At 63.9% G+C, this 17,760-nt stretch carries 19 protein-coding genes; 8 read left to right on the top strand and 11 right to left on the bottom strand.

What is annotated here, in order from left to right; genetic code table 11:
- Window positions 1-12: 12 nt before the first annotated feature.
- The 3 genes from AAEZ08_RS09125 to AAEZ08_RS09115 form a co-directional block, all read right to left on the bottom strand.
- On the bottom strand, window positions 13-777 hold the full coding sequence (locus AAEZ08_RS09125; RefSeq protein WP_500124132.1) for a YoaK family protein: 765 nt from the start codon (window positions 775-777) through the stop codon (window positions 13-15).
- A 75-nt stretch (window positions 778-852) separates the two neighbouring features.
- A complete protein-coding gene (locus tag AAEZ08_RS09120; RefSeq protein ID WP_500124131.1) occupies window positions 853-3,213 on the bottom strand; it encodes a helicase-related protein in 2,361 nt (786 codons plus the stop codon).
- Between the two features lie 99 nt (window positions 3,214-3,312).
- A complete protein-coding gene (locus tag AAEZ08_RS09115) occupies window positions 3,313-4,101 on the bottom strand; it encodes an ion transporter (RefSeq protein WP_500124130.1) in 789 nt (262 codons plus the stop codon).
- A gap of 91 nt (window positions 4,102-4,192) precedes the next feature.
- Here AAEZ08_RS09115 and AAEZ08_RS09110 point away from each other — a divergent pair, with 91 nt between their 5' ends.
- Entirely contained in the window at window positions 4,193-4,942 is a 750-nt protein-coding gene (locus AAEZ08_RS09110) for a DUF72 domain-containing protein (RefSeq protein ID WP_500124129.1), read from the top strand.
- Here the strand turns inward: AAEZ08_RS09110 and AAEZ08_RS09105 are convergent.
- Window positions 4,939-5,535: a hypothetical protein gene (locus tag AAEZ08_RS09105; protein WP_500124128.1), complete on the bottom strand. Its 597-nt coding sequence runs from the start codon at window positions 5,533-5,535 to the stop codon at window positions 4,939-4,941. The two genes, AAEZ08_RS09110 and AAEZ08_RS09105, sit on opposite strands and share 4 nt — an antisense overlap.
- A 172-nt stretch (window positions 5,536-5,707) precedes the next feature.
- Complete coding sequence (locus AAEZ08_RS09100) at window positions 5,708-6,571, bottom strand: SDR family oxidoreductase (RefSeq protein ID WP_003281493.1); 864 nt, start codon at window positions 6,569-6,571, stop codon at window positions 5,708-5,710.
- Window positions 6,572-6,933: 362 nt separating this feature from the next.
- On the opposite strand from AAEZ08_RS09100, the gene AAEZ08_RS09095 reads away from it, so the two are divergent.
- Window positions 6,934-8,124, top strand: coding sequence for a sugar transporter (locus tag AAEZ08_RS09095; RefSeq protein WP_500124127.1), 1,191 nt, complete (start codon window positions 6,934-6,936; stop codon window positions 8,122-8,124).
- Window positions 8,125-8,217: 93 nt separating this feature from the next.
- Here AAEZ08_RS09095 and AAEZ08_RS09090 read toward each other — a convergent pair whose 3' ends face one another.
- From AAEZ08_RS09090 to AAEZ08_RS09080, 3 genes are all read right to left on the bottom strand, one after another.
- Entirely contained in the window at window positions 8,218-8,940 is a 723-nt protein-coding gene (locus tag AAEZ08_RS09090) for a hypothetical protein (protein ID WP_003281490.1), read from the bottom strand.
- A 27-nt stretch (window positions 8,941-8,967) separates the two neighbouring features.
- Complete coding sequence (locus AAEZ08_RS09085; RefSeq protein ID WP_500124126.1) at window positions 8,968-10,968, bottom strand: peptidase U32 family protein; 2,001 nt, start codon at window positions 10,966-10,968, stop codon at window positions 8,968-8,970.
- A gap of 200 nt (window positions 10,969-11,168) precedes the next feature.
- Window positions 11,169-11,570: a hypothetical protein gene (locus AAEZ08_RS09080; protein WP_500124125.1), complete on the bottom strand. Its 402-nt coding sequence runs from the start codon at window positions 11,568-11,570 to the stop codon at window positions 11,169-11,171.
- A gap of 152 nt (window positions 11,571-11,722) precedes the next feature.
- Between AAEZ08_RS09080 and AAEZ08_RS09075 the strand changes: the two genes are divergently transcribed.
- Complete coding sequence (locus AAEZ08_RS09075; protein ID WP_058065671.1) at window positions 11,723-12,559, top strand: CAP domain-containing protein; 837 nt, start codon at window positions 11,723-11,725, stop codon at window positions 12,557-12,559.
- Window positions 12,560-12,678: 119 nt separating this feature from the next.
- Window positions 12,679-14,601: a metallophosphoesterase family protein gene (locus AAEZ08_RS09070; protein WP_500124216.1), complete on the top strand. Its 1,923-nt coding sequence runs from the start codon at window positions 12,679-12,681 to the stop codon at window positions 14,599-14,601.
- 8 nt (window positions 14,602-14,609) lie between these two features.
- Here the strand turns inward: AAEZ08_RS09070 and AAEZ08_RS09065 are convergent, their stop codons facing one another.
- Window positions 14,610-15,257 carry a cation efflux transmembrane domain-containing protein gene (locus tag AAEZ08_RS09065; protein ID WP_003281480.1) on the bottom strand — a complete coding sequence of 216 codons (648 nt, stop codon included), beginning with the start codon at window positions 15,255-15,257 and terminating at the stop codon, window positions 14,610-14,612.
- A gap of 62 nt (window positions 15,258-15,319) precedes the next feature.
- On the opposite strand from AAEZ08_RS09065, the gene AAEZ08_RS09060 reads away from it, so the two are divergent.
- The 4 genes from AAEZ08_RS09060 to AAEZ08_RS09045 all read left to right on the top strand — a co-directional run bounded on the left by AAEZ08_RS09060 (window position 15,320) and on the right by AAEZ08_RS09045 (window position 16,650).
- Window positions 15,320-15,721, top strand: a complete 402-nt coding sequence (locus AAEZ08_RS09060) for a MerR family transcriptional regulator (protein ID WP_003281478.1) — start codon at window positions 15,320-15,322, stop codon at window positions 15,719-15,721.
- Window positions 15,722-15,854: 133 nt separating this feature from the next.
- A complete protein-coding gene (locus AAEZ08_RS09055; RefSeq protein ID WP_014819973.1) occupies window positions 15,855-15,998 on the top strand; it encodes a hypothetical protein in 144 nt (47 codons plus the stop codon).
- Between the two features lie 134 nt (window positions 15,999-16,132).
- Window positions 16,133-16,261: a hypothetical protein gene (locus tag AAEZ08_RS09050; protein ID WP_023445530.1), complete on the top strand. Its 129-nt coding sequence runs from the start codon at window positions 16,133-16,135 to the stop codon at window positions 16,259-16,261.
- 140 nt (window positions 16,262-16,401) lie between these two features.
- Window positions 16,402-16,650, top strand: coding sequence for an FmdB family zinc ribbon protein (locus tag AAEZ08_RS09045; RefSeq protein WP_181066708.1), 249 nt, complete (start codon window positions 16,402-16,404; stop codon window positions 16,648-16,650).
- A gap of 81 nt (window positions 16,651-16,731) precedes the next feature.
- On the opposite strand, the gene AAEZ08_RS09040 is transcribed toward AAEZ08_RS09045, so the two are convergent.
- Window positions 16,732-17,154 (bottom strand): DUF2141 domain-containing protein, encoded by a 423-nt coding sequence (locus AAEZ08_RS09040; protein WP_312723590.1) that lies wholly within the window; start codon window positions 17,152-17,154, stop codon window positions 16,732-16,734.
- 136 nt (window positions 17,155-17,290) lie between these two features.
- The gene (locus AAEZ08_RS09035) at window positions 17,291-17,758 is read right to left on the bottom strand and encodes an RNA methyltransferase (RefSeq protein WP_003281467.1); all 468 of its coding nucleotides are present in this window, start codon (window positions 17,756-17,758) and stop codon (window positions 17,291-17,293) included.
- Window positions 17,759-17,760: the final 2 nt, after the last annotated feature.

The raw sequence follows: 17,760 nt of genomic DNA, 5'->3' as shown, positions 1-17,760 counted from the left end.
ACCGTCGGTGTCTTAGCGCCGACGCCGCCAGAGGCGCCAGCCGAGCAGCAGATCGTCAGCCATCGGCACCAGAGCCAGTGCCAGCAGCAAGGCGGCCAGCGGGACCGTGGCGATGAAGCCGAAATGCTTGAAGCCGGCTGCGCCGCCCAATCCGCCGACGAAGAAGCTCATCACCATCAGCAGGTTGATACGCAGGCGCTGTCGGTTGGCCCGAACCGGTGGCATGTCGTCATGACGATTGCGGTTGAAGTAGATCAGCCTGCCCAGCTCGATGCCGATGTCGGTCACCATGCCGGTGATATGGGTGGTGCGCACTTCGGCATTGGAGAGTTTGGTGATGATCGCGTTCTGCAGGCCCATGATGAAGCACAGCAGGACCACGGTCAGCGGCACGAAGAAACCCGGAATCGTCATCAGCCGTGCGCCGAGGATACCGAATAGCAGCAACAGTCCGGCTTCCAGCGCCAGCGGTAACGCGTACTGGCTATGCAGGCGGCGACGCCGCGAGAAATTGATCATCAGCGTCGAGCACATTGCGCCAAGAACGAACGAGAGCAATGCACCGAAGCCTGCCAGCGCCAGGTCGGTGGCACCGAGGGCCAGGTTGTCGGCCATTGCCGAAACGATGCCGGTCATGTGCGAGGTGTACTGCTGGACGGCGATGAACCCGCCGGCATTGGCGGCACCCGCGACAAACGCGAGGCACAGGCCGAGCTGACGATTGCTATGGGCGGACCGTCGGCGATCGGTCAGACGACGGGCGTACTTGATCGGCATGGCAGGCTCGCGCTCGGCAGCAAAGCGGCGATTATAGAGCGGCCGGCCTGGCTGGATTGCGATTGGTGGATATTCTCAACGTCGTCGCCCGGCCTTGCGGCCGCCGCCGCGTCGTGCAGCCCGCGGTTTGCGCTGGCGTGACAGTTCACGGGTGATGGCGTCGTTGAGCAGCTTGCGCGCGTCTTCACCGTCGTCGTGCTCGGGAAAATGCTCGGGGAGGCTGCGGGCCAGATGCAGGTAGGTTTCCACCACATGCAGGGTGCTTTCCAGGCTGGCCAGGTCGCTGCCGAGCAGCAGCTTGGGCATCGGAATGGCGTGGCCTTCGGCGACTCGTTTGATCCAGCGCTGGGCATGCTGACTGGCCGGACTATCGAAGCTGCCGCGGATCGGCGTGCAGGCGAACGTCCAGCGCAGCCAGAGTGGAATTTTCGGGTCGTCGATCAGCTCGATCCATTCGGCCAGTTCGTCCGGCAGCACCGAAATGAAGGCCTCGCCGTAATTGATATTGCGGTTGAAGGTCAGCCAGGCGCGCAGCAGGCTCGGCTCGCCCATCAGCTCGGAGATGGCGGCCAGGTGATCAATGGATGGGCGCACCTGGAACTGGCTGAGGTCCACCGGCGCATCCGGGCTGTTGAACAGGCGACGGATGGACTTGAGCGTCTGCGGATCGAACGCGGTGATTTCGCCGCTGTCGTGGTGGCCGAAACGCCCTGCGCGCCCACCGATCTGCTTGACCTCCTGCACCTTGAGCTGGCGGTTCTGGATACCGTCGAACTTCTCGTCGGTGTAGAAGCACAGCGTGTGCGCCGGCAGGTTGAGGCCCATGCCGACTGCGTCGGTGGCGACCATGATGTCCGCCTCGCCTTCGCGGAAACGCCGCGCCTGCTCGCGGCGCACCTCCGGCGACAGTGCGCCGTAGACCACCGAGACGCTCTTGCCAGCGCTTTCGAGCATGCCCTTGAGTTCCAGCACCAGCTTGCGGCTGAACGCCACCAGCAGCGAGCCGGGTTCCAGGCGCTGCAGCGTCGTGGCGTGGCGGGCGACCTCAACCGGGGACAGGCGCTTGGTGCGCTGCACCACCAGCTTGTCCTCGCAGAGTTCGCAGAGCGTGCGCAAGGAGGGTTGAATCAGGGCGGGGCCGGTCATCATCAGTTGCGGCGTATGTGCGCTGACCAGTGCATCGACCCAGGCCCAGCCGCGTTGCGGGTCAGCCACCATCTGTACTTCATCGACCACCACCACATCCCAGTGCAGATGGCGGAAGCGGGCGAACTCCTCCACGGTACAGCAGAAGTGCGTGGCGCCTTCGCGGATGATTTCTTCCTCGCCGGTGACCAGTGAGCAGGGCACGCCCATCGATTCGATGCGTTCTTGGTTTTCCAGTGCCATCAGGCGCAGCGGTGACAAGTAGATGCCATGCTCGGCCGCCGCCATCGCCTCGATGGAGCGGTGCGTCTTGCCGCTGTTGGTCGGGCCGAGCAGGGCGGTCCAGCGTCGGGTCAGCCGGCGGGCGGGGTAGAGCTTGTGGTAGTGGACGAAGCGCGGGTTGTTTTCCAGCAGCACGGCAAACGCCATTTTCTCCTCGTGCTCGCGACAGGCTGCACGGATTGCTTTGCGCATGCGCCCGGGCTCCAGCGCCATGAGCTCGGTAATGCGCTTGTGCCCGAGCAGCTGCAGGTCGAAATCGCCGGCGAGCTCGAGCATGCGCTCGAAGGTGGTTTGCAGCTCCTCGTGATCCCGGCGTTTCCACGCCTCGACTTCCGCCACGCTGAGCAGATGATCCTGGCCGGCCGGGATGCGTCGCTGCAATTCGAGCGTCAGGTTGCCGTGCTGCAAGGGCACCACGTAGCGAAGTTCGTGGCGGATCTCGTTGAGCGTGGCGACGGCATGTGGCAGGAACTCATCGAGTCGCGACAGCTCCGGGCGGACGCGCGCCAGGCAACGCTGCCGGTCGTCTTCGTCCATCTCGGCGAAGGAACGCTCAAGTACCTGCAAGCGCCCCCGCACATAGATCTGCACCGCTCGTTGCAGGTTGCCTGCGAAATCGTCGCGCCGCAGGCTATCGTCCAGCCGCATCGCCCAGTCCGGCTCTAATAGATGAACCGGCGAGCCCAGGTTGAAGGTCTTCTCACTGCCGAATACGTCTACCTGGCAGTTAATCTCGCCGAGGTCACGACCAACGACCCGATCGAGCAGCCCGTCCGCGGTAGGTTCGGCCAGCAGTTCGTCCACCGCGTGCTCGTGCAGCCCCAGCCAGAATGCCTTAGCCGCACGCCCCAGCCCCGCGATGGGGTAGCCGATGTACGGGGTGAACCACTTTTCCTGGTGATGCTTTTTCGGGATGAAATCCGGATATCGCGCCGTAGCCCAGTCGATGAAGCGCGCCAGGCGTTCGAGCCTGATGGATTTGAACTGCTTGCCCCCGGCCTTAGCCATGATCGACACCTTTGCTGATCAGTCTTCTTATCTAAGATTCACGATGCGCTTTTTTTGCTCGACGGTGCATGTCCATGCCCGACAACCAGAACATGCACCTCAACTCCCTCGCTTCACCGCATCTCCATCGCCCTGGTGATTTTGCTCCAGCTGCAGCTTCATGCTGCGCACCTCCTCGGTCAGCATCTCCACCTGTACCAGCAGACGCTGTAGCGTTTCGCGGTCGGCCAGCTGTTCACGGTTGTCCTCTTCGTTGCGGTCGGCGACGAACAGCGAACCGATATAGGCCGCGAAACTGCCGAACAGCCCGACACCTGAAACCATCAGCAGGATCGCAACGATACGGCCTTGGGTGGTGACCGGATAGAAGTCGCCGTAGCCGACTGTGGTCACGGTGACAAATGCCCACCACAGCGCCTCTTCCGGCGTGTTTATTGAACTATCAGGGTTCGGCGCTTCGACCAGCAGCATGGTCAGCGCGCCGAACGCCACCAGTAGCATGGTCGCCGTGGCGGCGGAGGCAACGATGCCCTCGGCGCGGTTGCGGAACAGAATGCGCCAGATCAGCCGCAGCGACTTGATCGCCCGCAGCACTCGCAGAATCTGAAAGGCACGGAACAGCTTGGCCGCCTGCAGTCCACCTGCCGGCACGCTGGCCAGTAGATCGATCCAGCCCCAGCGCATGAATCGCAGTTTGTTCTCAGCCTTTTGCAGGCGCATCCAGAAATCGATGAAGAAAAAGAAGCAAACGATGTTGTCCAGATACCCAAGCAGGGTTGATATGTCGTCGGGCAGATCGAACACCAGATCGGCCACCAGCGCGCCGATCACATAGACGGACAGCACCAGGATGAGTATCTGAAAGGGTGTGACAGGGCGTTGCTTCATGGATGAACCGTGCGTACTGAGGGGGCGAGCAGCGCGCAAGTTTAAAGCACATGGCCAGGCCGCGTGGCAGGCGGAGAAAAAGGGGAAGCCGATGAAGTCTAGCGAGAGGATTCGCCTGGGTTGTGCAGGGTGGAGTCTGCCGCGGGCCATTTGGCCGGAGTTTCCGAGTGAAGGCAGTCACCTGCAACGTTACGGTGGCCGGTTTCCGGCGGTGGAAATCAACAGCTCGTTCTACCGACCGCATCGCCCGGCAATCTATCGCAAATGGGCGGAGAGCGTGCCGGACGGCTTCCGCTTCTGCGTAAAGATGCCCAAACAGATCAGCCATGAGCTGCGCTTGCGCGAGTGTGACGAAGCGCTCGAGCGCTTTCTCGGTGAAGCTGCCGGGCTGGCTGAAAAGCTCGGTTGCCTGTTGCTGCAATTGCCGCCATCGCTGGCCTTCGATCCGTCGGTGGCGGAGGACTTCTTCACCGCCATGCGCGCACGCTACAACGGCGCGCTGGTACTGGAACCGCGGCATGCCAGCTGGCTGGGTTCTGATGAGCTGCTCGAGCGCTGGCGTATCGCACGGGTGGCAGCTGACCCTTCGCCGATTGCGGGTGGAGACAAGCCGGGCGGCTGGTCGGGCATGCGTTACTACCGGTTGCACGGCTCGCCACGCATCTACCATTCGGCGTACTCGGCCGATTGGCTGACGCGCCTGACAGGTGAGTTGCGGACTTCTGCTCGGTCCGGCGTGCCATGCTGGTGCATCTTCGACAATACTGCCAGCGGCGCTGCGGTGAGCAATGCGCTGGCACTGCAGGCGCTGCTGGCAGACGAAACCGCCTGGTTGCCCTAGCGCGGGATGATGCGTACGCGACCCGCGGTGTTGTCGCGCCGGGCAGCCTTTTCGTTTTCCGCGCGGCCTGGAATCGAGCCGGAATCGGCACCGCGATCCGGTGTTGAGCTGCCGTCCAGTTCGCGCTCATCGACGCTGATCGAGGTGGCATCCGGGTAGCCGGTGGTCAGCGTCTCGGTGCTGGCGGTGACCGGGGTGGCATCGTCGTCTCCCCACTTGGCGCTGCGCTCGTCGATATCGATGGCGCCGTTGCGCTCCATGACACGCTCGACTGCGGAAACCCGGCTGTCGTCTTCCAGTGTTACGGTGACGATGGTCGATCCGCGGCGGGCGGCTTCGGGATAACGACCGGCATGCTGGCTAGACCCGTCGCCAAAAACCTTGTGAAAGAAACTGCCGATCTTGTCGGCCACCGTTGCGTCTTCACCCGGCTCTTCGCCGACCATTTCCACGCGGCTGCTGTCGACGGTGTCGCTGTTGAAGGATGCCGATATCTGGATGTCGTCGCTGGACACCCCCTCGCTCACGAGTTCGGCTTTCACTTTTTCTGCTTCGACATAGCGATCGAAAGCGGCAATAAGAATCTGGGTCATGACTTCACCTTTCATATGCAGCGAGGCTGCGGTGGCGGGCGTCTGGACCGGTAGCGGTCAACGCATGGGTACTGATCGTTGGGCGCGGCAACCCGCACGATGGTTCCGTGCGGACTCATTACCCGATGCTTCGCCTGGGGCCGCACCCGCTGGTGCGGCTTCCCGCCGCCGGCTAGCCGTTCACCACCTTGCCGCCATTGATATGAATGGTCTGCCCACTGACATAGGACGAGTCCTCGCAGGCCAGGTAGACATAAGCCGGACCTAGTTCGGAAGGCTGGCCGCAGCGGCCCATGGGCATCTGACTGCCGAAGTCTTCGAGCATCTGCGGGTCGTGCTTGCCGAGCGACGGCGGCTGCAGCGGCGTCCAGATCGGGCCTGGCGCGATCTGGTTGACGCGGATTTCGCGCTCGATCAGCTGCTGTGACAACGCTCGGGTAAAGCCATCGATGGCGCCCTTGGTCGAGGTGTAGTCCACCAGCAGCGGGTGACCGATAAAGGAGTTGATCGAGGTGGTGTTGATGATCGAGGCGCCGGCCTGCAGATGGGGCAGGGCGGCACGGGTGAGATAGAAGTAGCCGTGGATGTTGGTGGCGAAGGTCTTTTCCCACTGCTCGTCGGTGATGTCCTCGAGGCGGGTCTGCACCTCCTGGCGGCCGGCATTGTTGACCAGCACGTCCAGCCCGCCGAAGGCCTTCACAGTTTGTTCGACGGCATCGTTGCAGTGGCGGCTGTCGCGGATATCGCCTGCGATCAACAGGCAGCGCTGGCCTTCGGCTTCCACCATGCGCCGGGCGTTTTCGGCGTCCTCGTGTTCGTCGAGATACATGATCGCGACGTCCGCGCCTTCACGGGCGAAGTGCACCGCTGCCGCGCGACCGATGCCACTGTCGCCGCCGCTGATCAGCGCGACCTTGCCGGCCAGCTTGCCACTGCCCTTGTAGCTGTCGCGGATGAACTCGGCCTGCGGGTGCATTTCGGTTTCGCGACCGGGCAGGCGGTCCTGCTGCTGAGCGGGAATTTTCGGGTAAGCCATACGTACTCCAGACCTGAAATGGGTTCTGTAGGTACGGCTGGCGCTCGCCTGGAAAGTTTCGCCGGGATGCCGAACGGAAGTCAGGCAGCGGCAGAGCGCTGTGATCAACCACCGGCAGCAGCGATACCGTGGCCGCCGCTCGTCGTGACGCACGTTTGCGACCTGACATCAGCGGAGGGCGGGCGTAGAATCCGCGCCGCTTCGACTGTCCTGCTCCTCACCGCCATCCGCTCCCGCTGCCATCCTGCTCGCTTCTCGCCAGCGGGCCGCGTGCGTCATGGCATTCGTGCAGAAACCGTCGCCCTTACACCCTCATTCGTCGCGCTGTGTGTCGAGTGAATCGCTACCAGACCCACTTCTCCATGAACGAATCGCAAAGCTCCCCAGCCGGGAGCTGGCTCAGCGTGATCGCACTGGCGCTGGCCGCCTTCATCTTCAACACCACCGAGTTCGTCCCAGTGGCGCTGCTTAGCGACATCGGCCGTTCGTTCGACATGCCGCCATCCCAGGTCGGGCTGATGCTGACCATCTACGCCTGGGTGGTTGCGCTGATGTCGCTGCCGATGATGCTGCTGACGCGCAATTTCGAGCGGCGCACGCTGCTGATCCTGGTCTTCGTGGTGTTCATCGGCAGCCATCTGGTTTCGAGCGTGGCGTCTAGCTACGGCATGCTAATGCTCAGTCGGATCGGCATCGCCCTGGCACACGCAGTGTTCTGGTCGATTACCGCATCGCTGGCAGTACGTGTGGCGCCCGCAGGCAAGCAGGCGCAAGCCCTGGGCCTGCTGGCGACCGGCAGTGCGCTGGCGATGGTGCTGGGCATCCCGCTGGGGCGCGTGGTGGGCGCGGCGCTGGACTGGCGCACCACCTTCCTGGCCATCGGCGTGATTGCCGCGCTGGTGCTGGTCGTCCTGGCGCGGACGCTGCCATCGCTGCCGAGCCAGAATTCCGGTTCGTTACGCAGCCTGCCGGTGCTGTTCAAGCGCCCTGCGCTGTTGACTGCCTATGCGCTGACCGCGTTGGTCATCACCGCGCAGTTCACCGCCTACACCTACATCGAGCCCTTTGCGCAAACCGTCGCGCACCTGAGCGGCGACATGACCACCGTCCTGCTGTTGCTCTTCGGCGGTGCCGGTCTGCTCGGCTCGCTGCTGTTCAGCCGATACAGCGCGCGCTATCCACGGGGCTTTCTGATTGCGGCGATCTCGGTCATGGCGAGCTGCTTGCTGCTGTTGCTGCCAGCCTCGCGTGACAGTTCGCTGCTAGGTGCGGTGGTGGTGATCTGGGGGATCGCGGGGATGTGCTTCGGCCTGGCCGTGCAATCGAAGGTGCTGAGCCTGGCCTCGGATGCGACCGACGTCGCCATGGCCATGTTCTCCGGCATCTACAACGTCGGAATCGGCGGCGGCGCCTTGCTCGGCAGCCTCGTTGTCAGCCATCTGGGGCTGCGTGAGATCGGCGTGGCCGCCGGCTTGCTCGCGGTCGCCGGCCTGTTGCTGTGTGGCGTCGCCACCTACCGATTCGCCCGAACGGCCAGCAGCACAGCGGTGTAGTTTCAGCCGCTATGATGGTGCGCTGCCGGGCATAGCCATGGCGGTTGCGTCAGCAGGTTTCTCTGGCATGGCAGCCTGGAAATCTGCGGCTATTCATTGCGTAGTAGCGTTTTCGAAAGATGCCAGGGGCGCTCTGTGCGCCGCCTGAGTACGCGCGATATCCAACGCCGCGCGCTCCAGGCAGCGGCCGATTACCCGGTCACGATGCTGGTTGCTGCGGATGCCATCCAGCAGGGCTAGAACCACATATGTGACCGTGGCTAACGCCAGCACGAATACGATGCCTTTTCCGGCGATCCAGGTATCGGTCAGCTTGATGACGTCCGTCGACAGGCTGACGATCGCCGAAACCAGCATGACGATGACGAGATTCTGGGAGACCCAGCGTTCCTGAGGTGGAGGGCCAGCGATCTCGGCGACGCGCGCCAACTCCTGAATGTCCGCTGCGTTGAACCCGCGCTCTACAAGGGCATTTCGGAACAGTGCGTAGCGCAGTAGTTCTTCGCGGCGTAGAAAACCGTAGCGATTCAGCGTTTCACGGGCATAGATATCGCGGTAGTGCCACGCGCAATAGCGCTCCCGGGCCAGCAGCATGCCAAACAGCGCAAGCAGTGCGCCGGCCATGGCAGCCAACCCCTGTAACGGTGACTGGCTATTGAGCCAGGTCCCAACCAGCAATATGCCGACAGCGATCGTCAGCGCCCAGGAAGGCCAGACCATGCGCAGTCCGCCATGCGTGAAGCTCGCCTTGAACACGCCGGGTTGGCATTGTCGGTAGAGCGAGCGAATCTCAGCCCATGTCGCAAGTACAGTCACGGCAGCGCCTCCCCGGATGTATGGACGTCAGGCGTGCGGCTTGTTGCGGATGGTCTTCATTAGATCATCCGGCGTGATGTGCCCGACCACGTTGCTGGCACTGCCCGGCAGCGGCAGGTCGAGGATGTGGCCCTTCATCTTGCCTACCACGTGCATCTCGCAAGGCTTGCAGTCGAAGGTCAGGGTTAGCACCTCGTCGCCGTGTACCAGCTGCATTGGCGCGACCTTGGTGCGCACGCCGGTGACGCCCTTGGCCTGCTTCGGGCAGAGGTTGAAGGAGAAGCGCAGGCAGTGCTTGGTGATCATCACCGGCACTTCGCCGGTTTCCTCATGGGCCTCGTAGGCCGCGTCGATTAGCTGCACGCCATAGCGGTGATAGAAGGCGCGCGCCTTCTCGTTGTAGACGTTGTAGAGAAACGACAGGTGCGACTCCGGGTAGACCGGCGGCGGCACGCTGACTGGCTTGCGGCCGCCGCGCGGACGGATCGCTTCGCGCGCTTCGCCCAGCGCCTCGATGGCTTCGCGGCGCAGCGCCTTGAGTTGCGAGTTGGGGATGAAGAAGGCCTGCGGTGCATCCACTTCGACTTCTTCGGCGTGGTAGATGGTGGTGCCGAGCTGGCTCAGCAGGTCGGCGATCTGGCCGGGCACCTGCTCGGGCTGCTTCGCTCCGCCGAACGGGCCGGGCAGGGTGGCCGTGGCATAGGCGCCTTCCTCGCTGGTGACGTGCAGCTCCAGCTCATCGGCGCGCAATTTTGCCAGCCAACGTACACCGATGCGACGCTCGGCGGAGGTCTTCTGCAGCGCGTTCTGCCAGTTGTGGTCCAGGTTGCGATTGAGCGGATGGTTCGGGCGCACCTGGCGCATGGCGGCGGGCATTTCGTTGGGTTCGACGCGGTACTCGTAGCGCGACTGACCGTCTTCCTCGAACTGCTTCAGCGGCTCGACCACGCTGGCGCGGAAACCCACCACCTCGCGTTTGATCAACACGTTGAGGCCGTCGCCGTTGGACAGCGGCTCGCGGGTCTGCACGGTCAGGTCATGCTTGCCGACCTTGAGCACTTCGCCCACGGCGAGCCCGGTGAAGGTCGGCGAATCGAAGGCGCCGATGTCGATCTTGCGGTCGGTGACAAAGTAGTCGGTGCTGCCGCGGTGGAAGGTCTTGTCCGGGTCCGGTACGAAGAAGTGATCGGTGCGGCCGCTGGAGGCGCGGGCCAGGTCAGGGCGTTCGTCGAGGATGCCGTCGAGGCGCTGGCGGTAGTAAGCGGTGATGTTCTTCACGTAGCTCACATCCTTGTAGCGCCCCTCGATCTTGAACGAACGCACGCCGGCGTCGACCAGGGCGCTCAGGTTGGCGCTCTGGTTGTTGTCCTTCATCGACAGCAGATGCTTCTCGAAGGCCACCACGCGGCCCTGATCGTCCTTCAGCGTGTAGGGCAGGCGGCAGGCCTGGGAGCAGTCGCCACGGTTGGCGCTGCGCCCGGTCTGCGCGTGGCTGATGTTGCACTGCCCGGAAAACGCCACGCACAGCGCGCCGTGGATGAAGAACTCCAGGGTCGAATCCACTTCGTCGTAGATCGCGCGGATTTCCTGCAGGTTCAGCTCGCGGGCGAGGACCAGCTGCGAGAAGCCAGCCCTGTCGAGGAACTTGGCCCGTTCCAGCGTGCGGATGTCGGTCTGGGTGCTGGCGTGGATCTCGATGGGCGGAATATCCAGCTCCATGATGCCCATGTCCTGCACGATCAGCGCATCGACGCCGATCTCGTACAGTTGGTGGATCAGCGCCCGCGCGGCTTCCAGCTCGTCGTCATGCAGGATGGTGTTGATGGTGACGAACACCCGTGCATGAAACAGATGGGCGAATTTCACCAGCTCCGCAATGTCCGCCACGCTGTTCTCGGCGTTGTGCCGCGCACCGAAGCTCGGGCCGCCGATATACACCGCATCGGCGCCATGCAGGATGGCCTCGCGGGCAATGCTGGCGTCACGGGCAGGGGCGAGCAGTTCGAGATGGTGCTTGGGAAGAGACATTGGCGCGGACCGGACTTGAATCGAAAGTCGCGCATTGTAATGGCTTGCGGCCGGTTTGGGACTGGCCGCCGGGCCAACCGCGGTGTGCGGAGACAAACGGCCCGCTGCTACTCAAGTCACTCGAGCGTTTGGTAGGCCTTGCTACACCGGTGCTTGGGAAGGATCGTTCATCGAGTCAGGCTGGCGGCGTGGCGATGCTGTCAAAGCCCACCCAGCAGGTCGTGCGCATCGAGCAGGCGCCAGGCGATTTCCGGCTGTTTCTCCAGCCCGCGGCGCACGGCAGCGGCGATGGCCGGGCGGGTTTTGCGGCAGAGGCCGGGCTGTTCGGCGAACTTGATGGCGATGCCGCGCATGCTGCGCACTTCGTTGTGGCCAGGGGCGACGGTCATGCGGATGCCGAGCTGGTCGCGCATGCGTTGCTGCACGCGCTCGAGATCGTCCAGGCTCTGCACGTTTTCCAGGCGTTCGAGCAAGCGGCGTTCCTCGTGACGGGTCAGCATGAGAATGCGTACGTCGCCGCCGGATGTTTCCAGTAGCTCGTCACGCCGGCAGGTGCAGGTGCCGGGCGGGCAGGATGGGCGGAGCGGCGGCAGGCTATTCATGGCTTTCGATCATAGCCAAGCCAGCGCAATGCGCACAGCCAGTGGCGTTGTGCCTGCGCGGAGATGACAAGCGTGGCAGCGTCGCGCACCATGGCGCTTCACTTCTGCGCCGGTGCGCCTCGTTCCGTCAGGGATTTTGCTGGAGAACTGTCATGCGTGTTCTGTCATCCGTCCTGCTGATCGCAACCTTGTGCGTTGCTGGCGCCGCTGTGGCCGAGGAGGCCCGGCTGGTCGAGGCGATCAATGCCTACCGTGGCGAAGTGCAGCGCTGTGGCGACAAGGCGAGCGAAGAGCTGCCGCCGCTCACCGCCGACTCGCGCCTGAATCTGCCGGTCGATGGCGCAGGCGACCTGCAGCAGGCGCTGTCCCGCGCGGGCTATCCGATGGTGACCGTGCAGGCGATCACGCTTTCCGGCCCGCGGGATGCCCAGGCCGCAATGCAGGCGCTGCACGAAAGCTTCTGCCGGGTGATCCTCGATCCGCAGTTCGCCGATATCGGTGTGAGTCGCAACGGCCGTGACTGGCGCGTCGTGGTGGCGCGGCCGTTGCTCGATGGTCGGCTGGGTGACTGGCAGGCCGAAGGGCAGAAGCTGCTGGAGCAGATCAACACCGCCCGTGCCTCCGCCCGGCGTTGCGGTAAGCAGGACTTCGCCGCAGCCGGTCCGCTCAGCTGGAACGAGACGCTGGGCAGCACCGCCGAAGCCCACAGCCGGGCCATGGCCAATGGCAACTTCTTCAGTCATCTGAGCGAGGACGGCCGCACCCCAGGCGACCGCGCCGAGCTGGCGGGTTACGCCGGCAGGCAGGTTGGCGAAAATATCGCTGCGGCACTGCCGACCGCGCGCAAGGTGCTGGACGGCTGGCTGGCCAGCCCTGGGCATTGCGCGAACCTGATGAACCCTCAGTTCAGCGAGCTTGGCGCCGCCTATGCGGTCGATCCGCAGAGCGACGCGGCCATCTACTGGACGGCGATGTTCGGCGCGCCCTGATTCGCCCGCGTGGCTGGCTCGCTTGGTGAGCGATCGCGCCAGCGCGCTGTCAGACAAACCTGTTCCCATCTTCAGGGTTGCCCTTGACCGATATCCCTACCCCTGAGCAACTGCCCGCCGTGCTGGCGGGCCCGCTATTGCGGCGTACCGAACCTGGCCTTGTGACGCTCTGGCTGGTTGGCTCGCGGCCGCTCGAGCTGTCGCTGATTCTGGAAAGCCCGGCGGTCGGACTGCAACAGTGCGTGTCGCTCGGCGAGCTGAGCTGCCAGCGCCTGCCCATCGGCAGACACGCGGTGGTACACCTGATTCATCTGGTGCCGGACGCACCGCTGCCCACCGATTGCCTGATCGAGTACGACCTGCGCATCCACGATGGCGCAGTGGAGCAGGGCATCGCCGGCTGGGCGCCGCATCTGCTCTTCGACGGCGCGACGCGGCCGAGCTTCGTCATCAAGTCTCGCCTTGATCGTGTGCTGCATGGTTCCTGCCGCAAGCCGCACCACGCCGCGGCAGATGGCCTGCTGTGCGTCGATGAACTGCTGGGTGACGTGCTGAACAAGCCGGCCGAGCGCCCGGCCGTGCTGTTGATGACGGGCGATCAGGTCTATGCCGATGATGTCGCGGGGCCGATGCTGGTGGCGATCCATGCATTGGTGCGCCGGCTGGGGCTCTATGGTGAACAGCTCGAAGGCGCGGTGGTAAGCGACAGCGATGAGCTGATGACCCATCCCGCCAGCTATTACCGGCGCGAGCAGCTGTTGCCTGCGTTCAAGTCCAACGAGGCGCTGCGCGAGCGCTTCTTCGGCGGCGTGGAAAAGCCGGTGTTCACCACCGCCAACGGGCAGAACCATCTGATCAGCCTGGGCGAAGTCATGGCGATGTACCTGCTCGTCTGGTCGCCGACGCCCTGGTCGCTGATTGCTCCGCAAATACCCGCGCTCGAACCTGCCCATGCCGAGCGCTATCGCTGCGAAGAAAGCTGTCTGCAAGGCTTCATCCATGGGTTGCCGAAGGTCGCCCGCGCCTTGGCTCATGTGCCGTCGCTGATGATCTTCGATGACCACGACATCACCGATGACTGGAATCTCTCCGCGCGCTGGGAAGAGACCGCCTACGGCCATCCGCTGTCGCGACGCATCATCGGCAACGCTTTGCTCGCCTACCTGCTATGCCAGGCCTGGGGCAACGAGCCGAAGCGGTTTGCCGACTTGCTGGTGCCGCTCGGTGAGCTGCTGGCGACGGCGAGCGATGGCTGGCTGGATTGCGCGGCGCAGGATCAGCTGATCGATGTGCTGTTCAGGCTCGACGGTTGGGGCTACGAGCTGCCCACCGATCCGCCGCTGGTGGTGCTCGACACGCGCACCCGGCGCTGGCGCAGCGAGCGCAACCTCAGTCGCCCGTCAGGCCTGATGGATTGGGAAGCGCTGAGCGAGTTCCAGCAGAACATCCTCGACAAGCCGTCGGTGCTGATCGTCTCGCCGGCACCGATGTTCGGCGTCAAGCTGATCGAGGCGGTGCAGCGCGTGTTCAGCTGGGCCGGTCAGCCGTTGCTGGTCGATGCGGAGAACTGGATGGCCCATCGCGGCGCCGCCCGCGTGATGATGAACATCTTCCGCCACACGCGAACGCCGGGAAACTACGTGGTGCTGTCCGGCGACGTGCATTACTCCTTCGTCTACGAAGTGCACATTCGCGGTCGCAATACGGCGCCTCAGCTATGGCAGATCACCAGCAGCGGTGTGAAGAACGAGTTCCCGCGGCGCCTGCTGGACTGGTTCGACCGCCTCAACCGCTGGCTCTACGCGCCCTGGTCGCCACTGAACTGGCTGACCAAGCGCCGCAGGCTGGAAGTCGTGCCGCGGGTGCCGGACCGCAGCAACGCCGGCGAACGGCTATGGAACGGCTCGGGCATCGGCCTGCTGGTGCTGGACGAGCAGGGCAGGCCGCGCGAGATCTACCAGCTGAATGCCGACGGCACGGCACCGGTAGCGTTTCTCTGTGAGCGATCCAGGCCCTGTGGCGAGAGGCCTGCTCCCGCGTGACCTTGCGGTCACGCGCGTCGCTCCGCATCGCTGACCAGCATTCTTTCGGATCGCAACTCTTCCAGGGCTTGGCGGGTGATCTGCACCGCCGCGCTGATCGAGAGCAACGCCATGATCGTCGCCACGATCAGGTCGGGCCAGCCGGCGCCGGTGCCGAATACGCCGAGCGCTGCCAGCATGACGGCGAGATTGCCCAGCGCATCGTTGCGGCTGCATAGCCACACGCTGCGCATGTTGCTGTCGCCTTCGCGGTAGGCATAGAGCATGGCCGCCACAGCAAGGTTGGCCAGCAGTGCGATCACGCCGACGACGCCCATGGTCGAGGCATGCGGCACGCTGCCATCGATGAAATTGCCGATGGCGACGACCAGGATGAATACACCGAACAGACCCATGGTCAGAGCCTTGGCCAACGACGCCCGCGCCCGCATCGCCACCCCGAGGCCCAGCACGAACAGGCTGACGCCGTAGTTGGCCGCATCGCCGAAAAAATCCAGCGAGTCGGCCAGCAGCGAGACCGATCCGGAACGTACGCCCGCGCCGATCTCGACGCCGAACATCACCAGATTGATCAGTAGCGCAATCCAGAGAATGCGCCGATAGCGTCCGCGTGCCGCCGTGGTGGTGCAAACGCCGCTGCAACAATTTCCCGCCATGGCATCGCCTCCAGTTGTCGATGGCGCTACGCTAAACCCTGTAGCCACTACAGGGTCAAGCGATGCCATTTACCATCGGAAAACTCAGCAAGGCCACGGCAGTGAACGTGGAGACCATCCGCTATTACGAGCGCATCGGGCTGCTTGCGGCACCGTCGCGCACCGAATCCGGCTATCGCACCTTCAGCGAGCGGGACGCGGAGCAGCTGCGCTTCATCAAGCGTGGGCGCGAGCTCGGCTTCACCCTTGACGAGATTCGCACCCTGGTCGAGCTGGCGAATCAGCCCGAGCATGCCTGCACCGATGTCGATCGCTTGGTGCAGACGCATCTGATCGAAGTGCGCCAGCGCATCGCCGATCTGCAGCGGCTCGAAGCGGAACTGCAGCGCCTGGCGGGCTGCAGCGAATCATCGGTCCGCGAGTGCCGCATCATCGAGACCCTGACGGGAGCGCATCGATCCTAGCGCTGCTGTGTTGCGCGATTGGCGGTGCGCACGGACCGCACATCGAGATGTACGGGGCTGACGAAACGCTCGGTCTGCCGTCGGGTTCCAAGGCAATGTCACCAAAGACCATTGTTACCAGAGGACCACCGCCATGATCGATCCTGACGACCCACTCAAGGATGGCCTGACCCCGCCGGATTACGACGAGTACGGCGATGTGCCGGACTCGGGCGAAAACGATTCAGGAACCGATTCGAACGACCAACCGGAAGCCGATCAGAGCCCGCTCGGCTAGACGCCGGCCAGGCGTGACCTCACGTGAATGTTCATCCACTGGACAATTCGACCCGCCCGGCCTAAAAAGGCGCGCTGCGCCGAGAGGCGTGAGCGCCAAGCGGCAGCAGCGTGTTTTCCAGAGCCAGGTGAATCGTGAGAAAGAAAAAGCCCGTAGACCCCGTCCGCCAAGCCCAGAAGAACCGCGCCCATCGCATCGGCTGGCTGATTGCCCTGGCTGGCATCGTGGTGGGTTTCGCGCTGGTGATGATGAAATCGGCATAGCCAGTACGTGCCGGCGGTTTCCGTAGCCGCTCACGACGCTGCTGAAAAGCACAGTGCTTTACGAGTGCGGCCGTGTGCAGCAGACAGCCCGCGGCTGTCAGCACGGGCTGCCGGCACCGAATTATCGCGAGAGGAATACCATGCCAACCTACGACTACCGCTGCGAAGCCAATGGTCAGGTTTATGAAGTTCGCCATGCCATGGCGCTACGGCCGAAAACCTGGGGCGAACTGCGCGCGGCCGGCGCGCTGGCCGAAGATTCGAACATTCCGGACGACGCGCCGGTGACCAAAATGATGACGGCTGCCGGGGTGGTCAACAGCCGCGTATTGAAGAATCCGGAAGCGCCGGCATGTGCCCGCGGCGGCTGTGCCGGCAACTGCCGCTGAGTTCAGCCGCGGACATGGATGCGGCGTCGGTATGGTGGAAAACGGCGAAGCCTTTTCCACGTGGTTTCCCGGGTTGTCTCGTTAGTAACGCATCTCCAGCGTGACTCGGGTGGGTTCGCCGGCGGGCACCTCGAATGCGCTGTCCTCGAAGGACGGCGGGCCCATCACCTTGGGATTGTTCGACAGCCCGTAGCCTTCCGTTGGGATCATGCCGAAACGGCGGTCCAGCTCGCCGTTGTCGTTCTCGTCATGGTAGGCCAGCACCGCGTAGCGTCCGGGCGGCAGGTCCTTGAATACCAGTGTCACGGCTCCCTGCTCGGCCTTGGCCTTCTGCGCGGCGAAGGCCTGGTCGTCCTTGCGGAAGGTCTTCGCACTGGAATATACCGCCACGGCCACCTGGCCCTTGTCGTGTTGCAGGCCGTCGAGGGTCACCTGCAGCTCCTCGGCATAGGCCGAGGGGACCAAGAGTGCGAGGGCAACGCCCAGAATCGGAAGTGCTTTCATGCTGTGCTCTTGAAGTCGAGGATGCGGAAGTCGCCGGATTCGAACGTGGCCGGCGACGCTTGGGTCGATCGCTGTCATCTTCAGCGAACAAGCGAAGCGTTGTCCACGCGTGGCGCGTTGCGCATCCATCGTTCGATCAGAACTGCGGCCCTGAGCGGGTGTTGTTGCCCTTGGCTAGGCGGTCGTAGAGCACCACGTTCACCGTCGCGGCGAGGTTCATGCAGCCGTTGGTGGGGATGTACACCACGTCCTCGCACCAGTCGCGGATTTCCTTGCTCAGCGAGCCGTCCTCGGCACCGAAGATGTACAGCGCGCGGTCCGGGTGCGTGTACTCGGGGAGCGAGCGGGCGCCTTCGACCAGCTCCACCGCAACCGGCACGCAGCCGAGCGGGAGAATCTTGCGCAGGTCGTCGATGTTGATCAGCGGAATGTCCTGATGGACCTTCTTGGTGTCGGTGACGAAGTCCTTGGCTCGGTCGTAGCGGGTGCCGGTGTAGAACACCGAAGCGGCGCCATAGCAGCCTGCGGCACGCATGATCGCCCCCACGTTGGATGGTGATTTCGGGTTGCTCAGGCCGATGCAGGCATAGCGTTTGTTGCTCACGA

This window comes from Pseudomonas sp. E45-MNA-CIBAN-0222, assembly GCF_040310405.1.
GTDB classification, from domain to species: Bacteria; Pseudomonadota; Gammaproteobacteria; order Pseudomonadales; family Pseudomonadaceae; genus Stutzerimonas; species Stutzerimonas stutzeri_AC.
The sequence above is the reverse complement of the archived record's forward strand: the minus strand, read 5'-3'. Positions and strand labels throughout refer to the sequence as shown.